This window comes from Bordetella parapertussis (assembly GCF_020735925.1).
Classification (GTDB): Bacteria; Pseudomonadota; Gammaproteobacteria; order Burkholderiales; family Burkholderiaceae_B; genus Bordetella; species Bordetella pertussis.
In genome coordinates, this window is sequence record NZ_CP085971.1 from 3,224,303 (window position 1) to 3,239,805 (window position 15,503).

12 protein-coding genes and 1 tRNA gene are annotated in these 15,503 nt (G+C 68.4%); 3 read left to right on the forward strand and 10 right to left on the reverse strand.

The genetic code is table 11. The features are described from left to right. The first annotated feature begins 166 nt into the window (after positions 1–166). Positions 167–1,090 (forward strand): LysR substrate-binding domain-containing protein, encoded by a 924-nt coding sequence (locus tag LK409_RS15215; protein ID WP_010929050.1) that lies wholly within the window; start codon positions 167–169, stop codon positions 1,088–1,090. Between the two features lie 77 nt (positions 1,091–1,167). After that, a complete protein-coding gene (locus LK409_RS15220) occupies positions 1,168–1,992 on the forward strand; it encodes an SDR family oxidoreductase (protein ID WP_003813987.1) in 825 nt (274 codons plus the stop codon). 197 nt (positions 1,993–2,189) lie between these two features. Here the strand turns inward: LK409_RS15220 and LK409_RS15225 are convergent, their stop codons facing one another. The 5 genes from LK409_RS15225 to LK409_RS15245 form a co-directional block, all read right to left on the reverse strand. After that, positions 2,190–3,173, reverse strand: coding sequence for a tripartite tricarboxylate transporter substrate binding protein (locus LK409_RS15225; RefSeq protein ID WP_003813988.1), 984 nt, complete (start codon positions 3,171–3,173; stop codon positions 2,190–2,192). A 58-nt stretch (positions 3,174–3,231) separates the two neighbouring features. Then, a complete protein-coding gene (locus LK409_RS15230; protein ID WP_010929052.1) occupies positions 3,232–4,725 on the reverse strand; it encodes an argininosuccinate lyase in 1,494 nt (497 codons plus the stop codon). Between the two features lie 47 nt (positions 4,726–4,772). Continuing rightward, positions 4,773–6,161 carry an MmgE/PrpD family protein gene (locus tag LK409_RS15235; protein ID WP_010929053.1) on the reverse strand — a complete coding sequence of 463 codons (1,389 nt, stop codon included), beginning with the start codon at positions 6,159–6,161 and terminating at the stop codon, positions 4,773–4,775. A 30-nt stretch (positions 6,162–6,191) separates the two neighbouring features. Further along, positions 6,192–7,181, reverse strand: coding sequence for a tripartite tricarboxylate transporter substrate binding protein (locus LK409_RS15240; RefSeq protein ID WP_010929054.1), 990 nt, complete (start codon positions 7,179–7,181; stop codon positions 6,192–6,194). Positions 7,182–7,291: 110 nt separating this feature from the next. Next, entirely contained in the window at positions 7,292–8,524 is a 1,233-nt protein-coding gene (locus LK409_RS15245; RefSeq protein ID WP_010929055.1) for a methylaspartate ammonia-lyase, read from the reverse strand. 281 nt (positions 8,525–8,805) lie between these two features. On the opposite strand from LK409_RS15245, the gene LK409_RS15250 reads away from it, so the two are divergent. After that, a complete protein-coding gene (locus LK409_RS15250) occupies positions 8,806–9,606 on the forward strand; it encodes an IclR family transcriptional regulator (RefSeq protein WP_010929056.1) in 801 nt (266 codons plus the stop codon). A gap of 22 nt (positions 9,607–9,628) precedes the next feature. On the opposite strand, the gene betT is transcribed toward LK409_RS15250, so the two are convergent. From betT to LK409_RS15275, 5 genes are all read right to left on the reverse strand, one after another. Next, entirely contained in the window at positions 9,629–11,860 is a 2,232-nt protein-coding gene (betT, locus tag LK409_RS15255) for a choline BCCT transporter BetT (protein ID WP_003813994.1), read from the reverse strand. Between the two features lie 659 nt (positions 11,861–12,519). Next, a tRNA-Leu gene (locus LK409_RS15260) sits at positions 12,520–12,604 on the reverse strand. A gap of 126 nt (positions 12,605–12,730) precedes the next feature. Next, positions 12,731–13,195, reverse strand: coding sequence for a preprotein translocase subunit SecG (secG, locus tag LK409_RS15265; protein ID WP_003813995.1), 465 nt, complete (start codon positions 13,193–13,195; stop codon positions 12,731–12,733). A gap of 21 nt (positions 13,196–13,216) precedes the next feature. Then, on the reverse strand, positions 13,217–13,963 hold the full coding sequence (gene tpiA / locus LK409_RS15270; RefSeq protein ID WP_003813996.1) for a triose-phosphate isomerase: 747 nt from the start codon (positions 13,961–13,963) through the stop codon (positions 13,217–13,219). 144 nt (positions 13,964–14,107) lie between these two features. Further along, positions 14,108–15,085 (reverse strand): NAD(P)H-quinone oxidoreductase, encoded by a 978-nt coding sequence (locus tag LK409_RS15275; protein ID WP_010929057.1) that lies wholly within the window; start codon positions 15,083–15,085, stop codon positions 14,108–14,110. Positions 15,086–15,503: the final 418 nt, after the last annotated feature.

Here is a 15,503-nt window from a genome sequence, read left to right on the forward strand (position 1 = left end):
ACCTGCAGAAGTGAAAGTGTTCGGACGGACCTGCCCGCGGCGCGACAGGCGCCGCCCGGGCAGGAGCGAAATGCGCGCCCGCGCATGCGGCGGGCACAGACAACGAGAGGAATTCTAGGTAGCCGGCGCAGCGTCTACTAATGAAAGATTTTCCTGAACCATTAAAATGATTAATAAATCAAGACAGGGGATACGATCCGTGCGCCATCTGGACATGCAGCAGTTGCGCACTCTGGTGACCATTGCGCAGACCGGCAGCTTTTCCGCCACCGCGGAAAAGCTGTTCAAGACACAGCCGGCCATTACCCACCAGATGCATCAGCTGGAAGCGACGCTGGGCACCGCCCTGTTCGAGAAGCAGGGGCGCAGCCGCGTCCTGACCGAGGACGGGCAGAAGATGCTCAAGTACGCAAGCCAGGTGCTGGCGCTCAACGACGAGGTCTTCCGCGTTTTCCAGGAACGCCTGCAGGGCACGCTGCGCATCGGCTCGCCGCACGACGCCGTCGAGACCCTGCTGCCCTCCATCCTGCGGCAGGCCAGCCAGGCCTTGCCGCAGTTGAACATCGACGTCTGCATAGACCGCGCGCCGCGGCTGTTCGAGCTGCTGCAGCGCGGCGAAATCGACATGGCCATCTCGGCCCGCTTTCACCAGGAATTCGAGGGGCTGATCCTGAAACGCTCGCCGGCGGTCTGGCTATGCGCCGCGGACTATGTGCACCGCCCCGACAAGGCCTTGCCGCTGATCCTGGCCGACGGCTCCAGCATCTATCGCGAAATGGCCCTGGCGGCGCTCGAGCAGCACCATATACGCTGGACGGTCACACGCATCGTGCCCGACCTGGTCGGCATCAAGGCGGCGATCCGCGCCGGACTGGGCGTCACCCCGCGCAGCATCGACCTGCTCGCGCCCGACATGCGCATGCTGGACGAGGCCGACGGCCTGCCGCCGCTGCCCGAGATGACCTATCACCTGTGGATACGCCCGCATGCGGACGACTCGCCCGCGCGCCAGGCCTACGAGATGCTGCGCCAGGCCTGGGAGCTGGTCGACGCAGTGCCGGCGGCGCGCGCCGGCCCGGCCGCAGGCTGACGGCGGCGCCCCCCACGCCTTTCGTAATTCAGGCCCGTTCCCGCTCGAACCGGCCATCCAACCCAAGGAAGACACACATGGATCTCGGCATTGCAGGACGGTGGGCGCTGGTATGCGGCGCCAGCAAGGGGCTCGGCTATGGCTGCGCCAGCGCGCTGCTGCAGAACGGCGTCAACGTCGTCATCAACGCGCGCAACGACGGCGTCTTGCAGGACGCGGCGTCCGCGCTGCGCAAGGACGCCGAAAACCAGGCCCGGCAATCGGGCGGCCAGGCGGGCAAGGTCATCGCCGTCGCCTGCGACATCACCACCGAGCCAGGCAGGCAGGCCGCGCTCGAAGCGCCGGGCGGCCCCGGGCCGGACTTCGACATCGTGGTGACCAACGCCGGCGGTCCGCCGCCGGGGCAATACCAGGACTGGGACCGCGATGACTGGATCAAGGCGATCGACGCCAACATGCTGACGCCCATCGCGCTGATCAAGGCCACGGTGGACGGCATGCAGGCGCGCGGCTTCGGACGCATCGTCAACATCACCTCGACCGCCGTGAAGGCGCCGATCAGCACGCTGGGCCTGTCCAATGGCGCCCGCTCCGGCCTGACCGGCTTTATCGCCGGCCTGGCCCGCTCGGAGATCGCGGCCCGCGGGGTCACCATCAACAACATCCTCCCGGGCAGGTTCGACACCGACAGGCTGAAGAGCACGATGCGCGTCGCGGCGCAGGCGTGCGGCCAAAGCATCGAAGCGCTGCGCGAGGAACAGCAGCTGGGCATCCCCGCCGGCCGCTTCGGCCGTCCCGACGAGTTCGGCGCGCTCTGCGCCTTCCTGTGCAGCGTGCATGCCGGCTACATCACCGGGCAGAACATGCTGATCGATGGCGGCGCGTACCCCGGCACGTACTGAGCGCTGGCGCACGGGGCGGGTGTCGACAATCAGCAGGTGTCAGTCCCCCTGCGGGGACAGATACTGTCTTAGTCGTCAAGCGTCGATGGCGTACGGCAGTGTGCCTGTCCCAGCGGGGACAGGCACACGCACGGGCAGACGCCATGAAATCTTGCAGGCGCCAGTCCCCCTGCGGGGACAGACACCTGCGCGCCGGCTCAGTCGACCTTGACCTTGGCCTCCTTCACGACCTTGCGCCACTTCGCCACGTCGTCGCGCACCATCCGGGAAAACTCGCCGGGGGTGCTGGTGGCAACCTCATAGCCCTGCCCCACCAGCGCCGCGCGCACCTGGGCGTTGGACAGGACGGCCACCAGGGCCTGGTTGAGCCGATCCACGACCGCCGCCGGCGTGCCCGCCGGCGCATGGATGCCGTACCAGGTCTGCACATCGTAGCCGGCCACGCCGGCCTCATCGATGGTGGGCACCTCGGGCAGCAGTTGCGAACGCTGCTTGCCGGTGACGGCCAGCGCGCGCACCTTGCCGGCCCTGATCGAGGTCATCAACGGCGGCAGCGTGTTGAACGTCAGCTGCACCTGCCCGGCGATCACGTCCGCGTTGGAGGGCGACGCGCCCTTGTAGGGCACGTGCACCATGTCCGTGCCGGTCATCAGCTTGAACAGCTCGCCCGCCAGGTGCGGCGTGCCGCCCTGCCCGGTCGAGGCGAAGTTCAGCTGCCCGGGCGAGCGGCGCGCCAGCGCGATCAGCTCGGTCACCGAGCGGGCCTGCACGCCCGGATGCACCACCAGCACATGGGTGGTGTAGCCGATCAGGCTGACTTCCTCGAAGCTGTCGACCGCGTCATAGGGAAGGTCGGGATAAATGGCCTGGTTGATGGCATTGGGCCCGCTGTTGCCCAGCAGGATGGTGTAGCCGTCGGGCGCGGCGCGGGCGACGGCATCGGTGCCGATGATGCCGTTGGCCCCGGGCCGGTTCTCGACGATGACTGGCTGGCCCAGCTGGGCCGCCAGCGGCTCGGACAGGGTGCGGGCGAAGATGTCGGCGCCGCCGCCCGGCGGATAGGGCACGACCAGGCGCACCGGACGGTCGGGAAACGGCGCCGCGACGGCCGCCGGCGCGGCCAGCGCCGCGCCCAGCGCAAGGGTGTATGCGATACGCAGCACTGAAAACAGGTCAGCCATGCAAACCTCCTGAAGTAAACAGCCGGGCGACGGTAGCGGCCGCCGCGCCGGTCCGGATTCAAGCGCCGCCGCGCGCGCTCGCCAGCAATGCGCGGTCCGCCTCGTCGTAGCGGTCCTGCCACTGCCGCCACGCGCGCTGGTCCGCGCGCAGCGCGTCCCGCCACACGGCGAGCACGCGGCGCACCTCCGCGGGCGCCGTCCCGCCGCTGGAATGGATGGCCTGCACGAAATTGCCCGGATCGATGCAGGCAGCCAGCTGCGCATCGTCGATCGGCGGCAGGTCGATGCCCATGCCGCGGGCCGCGTCGCGCACTCGCGCCGGCGTGAGCGCAGCCCGTCCGTCCGCCATGCAGGCGCGTACCGCCGTGCCGACGATCTCGTGCGCCTCCCGAAACGGCAGGCCGCCGGCCGCCACCAGCGTGTTGGCCACTTCCGACGCCGTGGCATAGCTCAGGTCCAGCAGCTCGCGCATGCGCGCGGGGTCGAAGCTGATGTCGCGCATGATGGCGCCGGTCAGGTCCGCCGCGTCGCCGCTGAGCGTCAAGGCGCCATTGATCGCGTCGAAGCCGTGGTTGATGAGGCTGTGCGGCCAGTCCTCGTTGCGCGCCATCAGGTAGACCGTGGCCAGCGCCCCCTGCACCTGCTCGGCGAACACCTTGACGGTCTCGAGCGGTTCGGGATTGCGCTTGTGCGGCAAATAGGTGCTGGCGGTGCAGAATGCATCGCTTAGCCGCACCATGCCGAACTCCTGGGTGTGCCAGAGAATGAAGTTGCCCGTCAGGCGCGCCAGGTGGGAGCACAGCAGCGCCGCCACCGATACGGGTTCGATCATGTAGTCCCAGGCATTGGTGCCGTCGCCCGTGGACAGCGTGGGCTCGTCGTGCCCCAGCCAGGCGGCGGTCATTGCGCGGTCGACCCGCACGCTGGTGCCCACGCCGTTGGCGCTGCCCAGCACCGAAAGATTGTGGCGCGACACGCATTCGAACAGGCGCTGCGTATCCCGCTCCAGCCAGGCGCTGAACCGGCCCAGGAAATGCCCCACCGTCATGATCTGCGACTGCTGCCAGTGCGTGTAGGCGGGCATGATGGTATCGGCACGCTCGACGGCCCGATCGAGAATCGCTTCGCGCAGGGCCAGCACCGACGCCAGCAGGCGCATCAGCTTGATACGCAGCTTCAGGCGCATCGCCGACGGAATGACGTCGCCGCGCGACCGCCCGAGCTGCAGGTAGCCCGCCACGTCGGCGCCCAGCAGCGCGGCCGCGTGCGCCTCGATCTGCGGATACAGGTCGCCGGCGCCGGCCTCCAGCGCGACGCTGGACGGTCCGCGCTCGAACAGTTCGGCCATCAGCGCCACCAGCGCCCGCGCGGCCTCGGGCGGTATCAGGTTGCGGTCGCGCAGCATCACGGCATGCGCGAGATTGACGCGCGACATGGCATGGAACAGATCCTCGTGGCCGGCTGCGGCGGCCTCCTTGGTGGCGAAGGTCAAGCGGCGGACGATCTCGGCGGGTTCCGCCGACAGGATCGCCCCGACTCCCAAAGTCGTCATGCGGGTCTCCTCGTGTAATGGCAATGGGGTTGGGAAAGCAGGCGGTCTCAGGCTCCGGAAGGCGTCGCGGCCTGCGGCCGCAGCAGCGCCATCAGGGCCGCTACCGCGCCGGGCGCCTCGGGCAGGCGCAGCACGGCGTCGCGCACCGCGTCGCAGGACGCGAAACCGGGCACGGCGCCGGCCACGCTCATGAACTTGCCGAGCGTGACGCGCCATTTGTCCTGCGACGTAGCGGTACTCGCGCGCAGGTCCGCGTGCCGGCGCAACTGGCTGCCGTCGGCCAGCGTCACGGTGACGATGGCTTCGGGCCAGGCCAGCCCGGCCCCTTGCGCGATCGTGGTGCGCGCGCGCAAGGCCCGCAGGGCCGGCTCGCGCGCGCGGGCATCGGAGAAATCTGCAATCGTGGCCTGGCCATGCACGAGGCCCTGGGCAATCGCATGGGGCAGGCTGAACTTGGCCTGCATGCCGTCGCGCGGCTCGACGATGCGCGCATTGGCCATGGACATCGCGCTGACTTCGCCATGTATCCGCGCCACCGCCGTCCAGGCAAAGCCCGGCGTCGCACGCAGGGCCAGGGCGCATTCGATCAATGCCTGCGTGCAAAAGGACGAGGCGTGCGGCTTGTAGAGAATGTCGTGCATGGACCAGCGCTCGCCCCAGCCGTCGAGCAGGCCGTCCCAATGCGCGCCATCGCCGCACACGCGGCCGAACCCATAATGCCCGCCCAGGATATCCTCGGCGCTCGTGTACCCCTGGCGCGCCAGCAGCGCGGCCATCACGCCGTTGCGCGCCACCTGGCCGGCATGCAGCGGCTTGGACATGGTGCCGAAAGTCTCTTTCAGGCCGCTGGCCTGCGTACCGGCGATACCGAGCGCCATCGTCGTCTGTTGCGCGTCCAGTCCCAGCAGGCAACCCGCCGCGACCGCCGCGCCGAAATGGCCGAGCGTGCCGGTGGCATGCCAGCCCCGCTGGTAATGGTGGGGCCGCACCGCCTCGCCGATGCGCAGCTGCGCCTCGATGCCCAGCGCCAGGGCCCGCAGCAGCGCCGCTCCGTCCGCGCCCTCGTGTTCGGCCACGGCCAGGGCGGCCGCGACCACCGGCACGCTCGGATGCATGGCCGACTCGATGTGCATATCGTCGAAATCGAGCGCATGGCCCGCGGCGCCATTGACCAGCGCCGCGTCGGGCAACGGCGCACGCCTGCCCCGGCCGATCAGCGTGGCCTGCCCCGCGCCGCCGAAACCGGCGAGCGTGCGGTCAAGCACGGCAACCAGCGGCTCTTGCGCACCGGCCAGCGTCACCGCCAGGCTGTCGAGCAGGCAGGCCTGCGCCGTCTGAAGCGTGGCGGCGCCCAGCCTGGAGGATGCGGTGGCCACGATGGCGTCGGCCAGCGGCCGGGTGACGCCCACGGCGGGCGACGGCGATGCGAGCTGCATGCGGCACTCCAGCGATCGGATGGTTGGCGGCTATTGCTTCTGGAAACCGTCGCCGGCCTCGGCGACGACGCGGGCCCACTTGCCGATCTCGCGCTCGACCATGGCGGTGAAGTCCTGGCGGGAGCGGGTCGCCACCACGATGCCCATCTTGCCCAGGCTGTCGATCACGCGTGGATCCTTCAAGGCCTCCTCGAACGCGGCATGAATGGCGTCCACCACCGTGTCCGGCGTACCGGCCACGGCCCACACGCCCAGCCAGATATCGGCGTCGTAGCCGGGCACGGTATCGGACACCGGCGGCAGGTCCGGCAAGGACGGCAGGCGCCGGGCCGAGGTGACCGCGATGGCGCGCAGCTTGCCGGCGGCGACGAAACTCTGCGAGGCCGGCTGGGAGGCGAAGGCCACGGCGGTCTGCCCGCCGGCGACGGCCACCAGCGCCGGCGATGTGCCCCGGAACGGCACGTGCATCATCGGCACGTCGGCCATCGAACCGAACATTGCCGCAAACAGATGGTTGGGCGAGCCGATTCCGGCCGACGCGTACTGCACGCCGCCGGGCTGCTTGCGCGCGTAATCGATCAGTTCGGCGACCGACCGCACCGGCAACGACGGGTTCACCAGCACCAGGGTCGGAATCAGGCCGATGGAGGTGACGGGGATGAAATCCTTGATCGGATCGAAAGGCAGGTTGTCCTGCACCGCCGGCAGGATGCCGAACTGGTTGCTGGAGATGAGCAGCGTGTGTCCGTCCGGCCTGGACTTGGCCACATCCTGCGTGCCGATGATGCCGCCGGCGCCGGCGCGGTTGTCCACCACCACGGGCTGGCCCAGTATGGCGGAGAGCCGCTCGGAAAACGCGCGCGCCGCCAGGTCGGTGCCGCCGCCGGGGCCGGTCGGCACCACCAGGGTGACCGGTCCTTTCGGGTAGCCGGCCGGAGCTGCCAGGGCGCTCGTCGCAATGCCCAGGCAGGCCGCGCCGCACCCCAGCGCGGCGATGATCCATTGCTGCCAACGTGTCATGTCTGTGTCCTTGGTTCGATCATGTTGTGCGCCGGCCGCACGCCATGCGTGGCCGACGGGCCCCCAAAACCAGTGATGCCGACAAACCGCCCGCGCCGTGCGGACGGACGCTACGCCGCGGACAGGCGCGTCCGATAGGAGCGGATCGCGCGCTGCATTTCGTTGGTGACGATCATCACGCCCTCGTCCAGCCCCAGCCCCGGCTTGCCCAGGAACTCGACCGGACGCACCGCCAGCGCGACGTGCGCGGCGACGCGGGCCGAGATGTCCGTCTCGTTGCAACTGCCCCCCAGGTACACGCCGACACCGCCGTCACGGCAGATCAGGCAGGCCTGCACGGTGTTGTCCACGCCCCCCAGGTCCGGCATCTTGATCTGGATGAGATCGCAACACCCTTGCGCGACGAACTCGCGCACGTCCTCGCGGGTGTTGCACCATTCGTCGGCGATCAGGCGAATGCCCGAGCCGGCGCGCCGCAGGGCCTCGCGCAGCCGCCCCATCAGCGCGATCTGGGCGCCGCGCTCGCCCGCGTCGAGCGGATCCTCGAACAGCACGGGGTACGGCGCGCTGGCCGCCTCCACCTTGCGCAGATAGACCAGCGCCGCATCCAGGTCGTCGCCCACCCGCTGCGACAGCAGCCCGTGCAGGTCGTAATGCAGCGTCGGGAAGAAATCCGGACGGCCCACCGCGCGGATGCGCTGGCTGATCCATTCGGCGTACGCCGGCAGTTCGTCGAGCTGGTCGGTGCGCACCATGGCGGTCTGCGGAAAATAAGGCAGCTCGCGCACGATCGCCTTGTCGACGTTCTCGTACCAGTTGCCGCCGCAGGAACCCAACAGGTCGCACGGCGTGTCGGCCAGCGTCAGGCCATACTCGCGCGCCAGGATCTCGGCCATCGTGACGCGGTAATGCGCGGCCACCGCCTGCAGCAGCAGTTGCGACAGGCCGTAGCGCAGCGCCATGTGCAACGGCTGCCCGTCGAGCCGCATGGTATCGAGTTGCGCGGCGGCGTCGCGAAACGACGACAGGTCGCACTGCGCCAGCCAGCGCGACAGCGGCCCCTCGGCCTGTGCGATCAGGCTGGCCGCATCCGGCGCCTGCTGGCGCCCCGACCGGAAGGCGTGATTCACCGTCGCGCAATCGCCGTACAGTTCGCTGCCGTCGTCGGCCACGCCGGTCAGCAGCACCGTGGAACTCACCTGGATGATGGACGTAAAACCGGGCGTGACCGGCGCGCCCCGGTACAGGAAGCCGTCACGCGACGCGCCCTGCCCGATCGCCTCCTGGTCGCGCCAGTAGTACCCGCCTATCCCGTCCGTCGCCAGCAACCGTTGCACTCGCATGTCGTCCTGTCTCCTGTGGCATCCGCCTTCTTCTCGAGGCCAGGCCAGTTTAGGCACGCCGGATTTGGATGTCATTAAATGAGATGTAAATTCCGAACAACGGAATATATAATCGGCAAAAAGCAAGCCGGAACCGTGGCGAAAGCGTGCCCGGCCGGCGCCGGCGGTCGCGCTTGGGCAACGCCGCCACCCTCTACACTCACGCTGTCGCCGGCACTGGCCGATCACTCACGCAGCACCCTGGCCCCTCCTGGGCCGGGTCACTCGGAGAATGCGCAGACATGGAAAACGAGCGCGGTACCGTCGAACGAATCGTCAGGCTGATCGCCTTTCTCGCCTCCCAGGACGATGACGTCGGGGTGAAAGACATCGCCGATGAATTGCAGTTGCCGCACAGCACGGCGCACCGCCTGCTGCAGCAACTGGTGGCGCTGAACCTGATGCAGCGCGTGCAGGGCGCGCGCCGCTACGCGTTCGGCCCGGAGATGTACCGGCTGGGCGCCATGATCTCCAACAAGGTGAACGTGGTGCAGCTGGCCAGCGCGCCGCTGCATCGCATCGTCGCCTACACCAACGAGTCCTGCGCGCTGGCGCTGTACCGCGACCAGGACGCCACCCTGGTGTTCGCCAAGCAGGTCGAATCGGCCAACCAGTTGCGCTACCAGCTCGACCTGTACCGCCCGGTCTCGGTGCTCTGGGGCGCCTCGGGACATGCCGTGCTGGCGCACCTGCCGCCCGAACGCGTGCGCACGTTGCTCAAGAAAGAGCCCCTCTCGCCCACCGGCCTGGCCGCCCTGCCGGCGCGCGAACTCAATCGCGACCTGAAGCAAATCCGCGAGCAAGGCTATTCCGTCAGCACGCGCGGCGAGAAGATCGAAGGCGCCGCCGGCATTTCCACCCCCATCTTCGGCACCGGGGGACACGTCATCGGTTGCTTCTCGCTGTTCATCCCCCGCATCCGCTACCCGGAGCATCGGGAAACCGAACTGGCGCAACTGCTGGTCCGGGAGGCCGGGGCCCTGTCCGACGTACTGGCCGGCCGGCAGGCAGCGCCCGCCGGCGCGCCCTGCGCGGCGCGCTGAGATACCGTCGGGCGTGCGCGGGCTACGGGTTCCTGGCCGGCGCCGGCGGCGTCAGCACCGATGCCGTATCGGTATTGGTGGAAAAGGTGAGGAATGCGAGGTGAGCCTCGAAGCGCTCGAGCACGTCGTCGATCACCTGCTGCCGGGTCAGACCCATCAGGTCATAGCCGCCCGAACCGGTCTGGGTGAACACCTCGAGCCGGTAATAGACGTCGGTCTCGCGCGACATGCGGCCGCTGAACATCGGCACCGGCGCCTCGACGACGGCGACGTGGTACTGGAAGGCGCGAAAACCGTCCATCGACACGCGCAGCAGCGGTTCCTCGATGCCGCGCTCGCTGGCCAGGGATTCGCTCGCGACCTCGTAGCCCTGGTTGCGGAACTCGGCGGCAACGTCGCCGAGCGCCGGGCGCACGGTACGGTCGAGGAACTGGGTAGCCTGCCGCAGCGACGCGAACGCGTGCAGCTGTTCGAGGCGCTGCTTCCATGAGCGCTCCGGCAGATGGCCGCCCATCGGCGCCATGGACGGCCTGCGCAGCACCTGCCCCTCGCGCTCGGCCCGCTCCATCCTCAGCACCTTGTAGAACGACGCCATGACCGTGTAGGCAATGATGGTTACCGGCAAGGCAAAGATGAGCGTGGCGTACTCCATCGTCGTCACGCCGCCGGCCAGCAGCATCGCCACCGTCAGTACTGCCGTCAGCACGGCCCAGAAGATGCGCAGCCACTTCGGCCCGTCGTGCGAGGGGTCGGGGATCGACGCCGAAAAGTTCGACATCACCATCGCGCCCGAATTCGCGCTGGTCAGGTAGAACAACAACCCGGACAGCGTGGCCAGGCCTATCAGGAACATGGCCCCCGGAAACATCGCCAGCAGCGCGTACCAACCACGCTCGGGGCTTTCGACCGCGAGCGCGGCGAACGCGGTGTCGCCCTGCAGCACGTGATAAAGGGCCGAGTTGCCGAACAGCGAAACGATGATGAAGTCGCACAGCACCGGCGCGGTGATCGCGGCGATCACGAATTCGCGCAGCGTCCGCCCGCGCGAAATGCGCGCGAGAAAGACGCCGACGAACGGCCCCCACGCCAGCCAGAACGCCCAGAAGAACAGCGTCCAACCGCCCATCCACTCCGGCCCGCCGGGCTCGTAGGCAAACGTCTGCAAGGTGCGCGCGGGGAACGTCACGAGAAACCGGCCGATGTTCTCCGATAGCGCATTCAGGAGGAATGCCGTTTGCCCGGTGAGCAGGATGTAGACCATCATCGCCACCGCGCTCCAGAGGTTCAGCTCGGAAATCCAGCGGATGCCGCGGTCGACCCCGGACGTCGTGGCCCCGATGGTCAGGATCACGGCGCCCACGACCAGGGCGATCTGCAGCGACAGGCCTTGCTCCAGCCCGAAAATCAGCGAGAAACCGACGTTGAGCAGCACCACGCCGATGCCCATCGAGGTCGCCACGCCGAACACCGTGCCGACCAGCGCGATGATGCTGATGCCGTCGCCCAGGGGGCCGCGCACGCGCTTGCCCAACAGCGGATAGAGCGCCGCGCGGATGGACAGGGGCATGCCCCAGCGGTAGGCGAAGTATCCCATCGCCATGCCCAGCAAGGCATACATGGACCAGCCCGCCACCCCGTAGTGGAACATCGTCCAGACGACCGCGTCCTGCATGGCTGCCGCCGTGCCGCCCTCGCCGGACGGCGGATGCAGGTACTGCACGACCGGCCCGGTGACCGAGAAGAAAAGCATGTCGATCCCGACGCCGGCGGCAAACAGCATCGCGACCCAGGTCGACAGCCGGTATTGCGGCCGCGAATGATCGGGGCCGAGGCGCACGTCTCCCTCCTTGGAAAACGCGACCCACAGCACGAAACCGATCACCAGCGTCATGGTCAGCACGTAGTACCAGCCCAGATTGGCCGCAATCCAGTCGACGGCCGTCTTCATCCTCATGCGCGCATCGCCGGGCACCAGGATCGCCCATACCGAGAACGCGACGATCACGGCCGACGAGACCAGCAGCACACGCCAATTTATGCTGGCCGTGCGGCGCTCGAGCACCTCCTCGGGCCCCTTGCTGAGGTCGCTGCGCGACACCGGCGCATCGTCGCCGTCCTGGCGTTCAGGGCGGCGCTGCGAGCCGCCGAACCGGCTGCGTTCGATCGGCCGGCGCAACGCCGCGGCCTGCGCGTGCGGCGCCTGGCTGGACGGCCCGGGCTCGGCCCCCTCGTCGTCGGGTGGTGTGATCGACATGGCTGACTCCTTTCCAGAAGGGGCGCCGCTCCGGAACCGTCCACCGGGGACGCGCCAGCCGGGTGGACATGCCGTGCCCGTCCCGCGCGCCTTTCAGCCGGATCCTGGATGCCAAGCCCGGAACCATTATGCGCCACGCGTCCCCGATTCGGTCAGACCTCGCGGCGGCGGCGCTCAAGCCCCCTGGCGCCCGCACGGCCCACAGATTCGACGCTTGGCGATTTTGTTGTTAATGTAACCATGCGAAACAAGAGACAAGAGCGCAGGGGCACCCATGCCCGAGAAGGCCGGCCCAGGGAGGCAGTGGATAGCGCTGGAACAGCCGGTTGTTCACCTTCATCGATCCGGGAGAGACCAATGAGAAAGATCCAACTTTTCGCCACGGCGTGGCTGCTTCTGGCACTCGCCCTGCCGTTTCCGGCCTCGGCCCACGGCGGTGGCTGCCGGAAAGACTCGCCGCCTGGAAAATGCTGCCACATGGACAGAAAGGCAGGCACGGTGCATTGCCACTGAGCCTGGATTGGCAGATGCCCAGGCCATTGATAGCCTGGGCATCTGCCTGGACGACAAAAAGCCCATAGGCGCTGACGCATATGGGCTTTTTTGCTGGCTTTCTCTTGCGGGTCTTTCCCGCGCCAGGGCCTGCCTGGACAAATCCTTGGTGCCGACGGCGAGACTCGAACTCGCACAGCTTTCGCCACTACCCCCTCAAGATAGCGTGTCTACCAATTTCACCACGTCGGCATCCTGCAAAACTTCGACCAGGATCCGAAGATCCTGGAAAGTCGGGCATTCTAGCATGTAAATGCCCATGGGCAAAACCGCCAGGGCGGCTGGCCGCGCCATGCGCGGCGCGCCGCCGGCCCGGCGTTATTGCGCGGGCTTGGGCTGCTCGGGCGCGGCCGGGGCAGCCGGCTGGCTGGGCGCCTGGGGCACGGAGGCGTCAGGCTGGGCGGGGGCGGCCGGCACGCCGCTGCCCGGGGCCTGCGGCACCGACGAGCCGCTGCCGGCCGGCGCGCTGCCGGGTGCCTGCGGCACCGAGCGATCCTGCGGGAAATTCTGCATCACGCCCGAATCGATGGCGGGACCGGACGGCCCCTTGTGGGTGACGTACGCCAGGCCCGCGGTGCTGACGAAGAACACCACGGCGGCCCACTTGGTGGTGCGCGACAGGAAGTTGGCCGCGCCGGTGGCGCCAAACAGGCTGCCGGCCGAGCCGCTACCGAACGCCGACCCCATGTCGGCGCCCTTGCCCTGCTGCAGCAGGACCAGAACGATGATAGCCAGCGCCGATACAACCTGGACGACCAGCAGGACAGTAAGCATCAAAGACATTACAGACTCCGGAACGGAAACTTAAGCTGCGGCGATGCGCAGGAATTCTTCAGCGACGAGCGAGGCCCCGCCCACCAGGCCGCCGTCGATGTCGGGCATGGCGAACAGGCTGGCGGCGTTGGCCCCCTTGACGCTGCCGCCGTACAGCACGCGCACCTGGCTGGCTTGCAGGCCGTCGAGCGCCACGCGGATGGCGCTGTGCACTTCCTGCGCCTGCTCGGGGCTGGCAGTACGGCCGGTGCCGATGGCCCAGACGGGTTCGTAGGCGAGGACCATGCGGACCAGGGCATCGCGGCCCAGGGCCAGGACGGGTTCGAGCTGGCGCTCGATCACGCCCAGGGTGTTGCCGCCTTCGCGCTCTTGCAGCGATTCGCCGACGCAAACCACCGGGGTCAGGCCTGCCTCGAGCGCGGCGCGGGCCTTGTCGGCCACCAGCTGGTCGCTCTCGGCATGCAGCGTGCGCCGCTCGGAGTGGCCCACCAGCACCCAGCGGCAGCCGAATTCGGCCAGCATGGGGGCGGCGACTTCGCCGGTGTAGGCGCCCTTGGCGTGCGCGCTGACATCCTGCGCGCCCCAGCCGATGGCGCTGCCCTGCAAGGCGGCAGCGGTCTGGGCCAGGTACGGAAACGGCACGCACACCCCCATTTCGCAATGGGCGGCGGCATCGGCGGCGCGCAACTCGGCCAGCAAGGCGGCGTTCTCGGCCAGGTTGCCGTGCATCTTCCAGTTGCCCAGCACCAGGCGGGCGCGATTCTCAGCTGTGGTCATGGCGCAGAAAAAAGAGTCAAAAAGGCCTGACCCGGGGTCGGGTCAAACCTGAGATTGTATCCTGTTGCCGGCCGATGCGCCGTTACCAGGGCAAGAAAATCCGGGCGCACCGGGCGATCCGGCGCGCCCGCCGTCCGGCTGGCGCTATACGGTCAGGATGATCTTGCCGATGTTTTCCCCGGCTTCCATCATGGCATGGGCCGCGGCGGCCTGCTCCAGCGGCAGCGTGGCGTGCACCACCGGCTTGAGGGTGCCGTTTTCCAGCAAGGGCCAGACCCGCTCGCGCAGCGCGCGAGCGATTTCGCCCTTGAACTCGACCGGGCGCGGACGCAGCGTCGAACCTGTGATGGTCAGCCGGCGGCGCAGCACCTGATTGCAATCCACGTTTGCATGCGCGCCGCCCAGCAGCGCGATGATGACGATGCGGCCGTCGTCGGCCAGGCACTTGAGGTTGCGGCCGATGTACTCGCCGGCCACCATGTCCAGCACCACGTCCACGCCGGCGCCGCCGGTGGCGTCCAGCACTTCCTTGACGTAGTCCTGCGTCTTGTAGTTGATGCCCAGCGCGGCGCCCAGCGCTTCGACGGCGCGCGCGCGCTCGTCGCTGCCCACCGTGGCGTAGACCTTGTTGCCCATGGCGCGCGCCAGCTGGATGGCCGTGGTGCCGATGCCGCTGGCGCCGCCGTGCACCAGCAGCGCTTCGCCGGCCGCCAGGCGGCCGCGGTCGAACACGTTGCTCCAGACGGTGAAATAGGTCTCGGGCAGGCCGGCCGCCTCGATCTCGGTCAGGCCGCGCGGAATCGGCAGGCACTGCGGCGCCGGCGCCACCACGTATTCGGCGTACCCGCCGCCGGCCACCAGGGCACAGACCTTGTCGCCGATGGCAAAGCCCCCCGCGGCGGCATCGCCGCCGACGATCTCGCCGGCCACTTCCAGGCCGGGCAGGTCCGAGGCGCCCGGCGGCGGGGCATAGTTGCCCTTGCGCTGCAGCACGTCGGGCCGGTTGACCCCGGCAACGGACACCTTGATCAGCACTTCGCCGGAAGCAGGCTCGGGAACGCTGCGCTCGGTGGGCACCAGGACTTCAGGACCGCCAGGACGGGTGATTTCTACGGCTCGCATGTCGCGCCTCCAACCAGAGTCGATATCGAAACGGCAATTATGCGCTTTTTTGCACGGCCCCTGCCGCAGGCAGGCATGGCGCCGCGATGAAATGGCGGAAGGTGTGAGATTCGAACTCACGAGGGCCGTGAAGCCCCGCCGGTTTTCCGTACCGCTATGGCTTTCGCCACCAGAACGATGTCTGTTTGCTGGTCTGGACTTTGCCTTCACCATAGTCGGGCGACCTTAGGTGGGAGCCGTCAAGTCTCTACACGTTGCCGCCCCGGCAGGGGTGGCCTTCGCTCGGCGTTACCTCGGACAGGGCCAGGGGCTTCGCCGAATTTGACTCCTTACAGCCATGCGGTTTCCCGCGTGGCGCTCGATTGAACAAGACCGGTGCATTCAACCACTCTGCCAACCTTCCACGGCGCGCATTGTA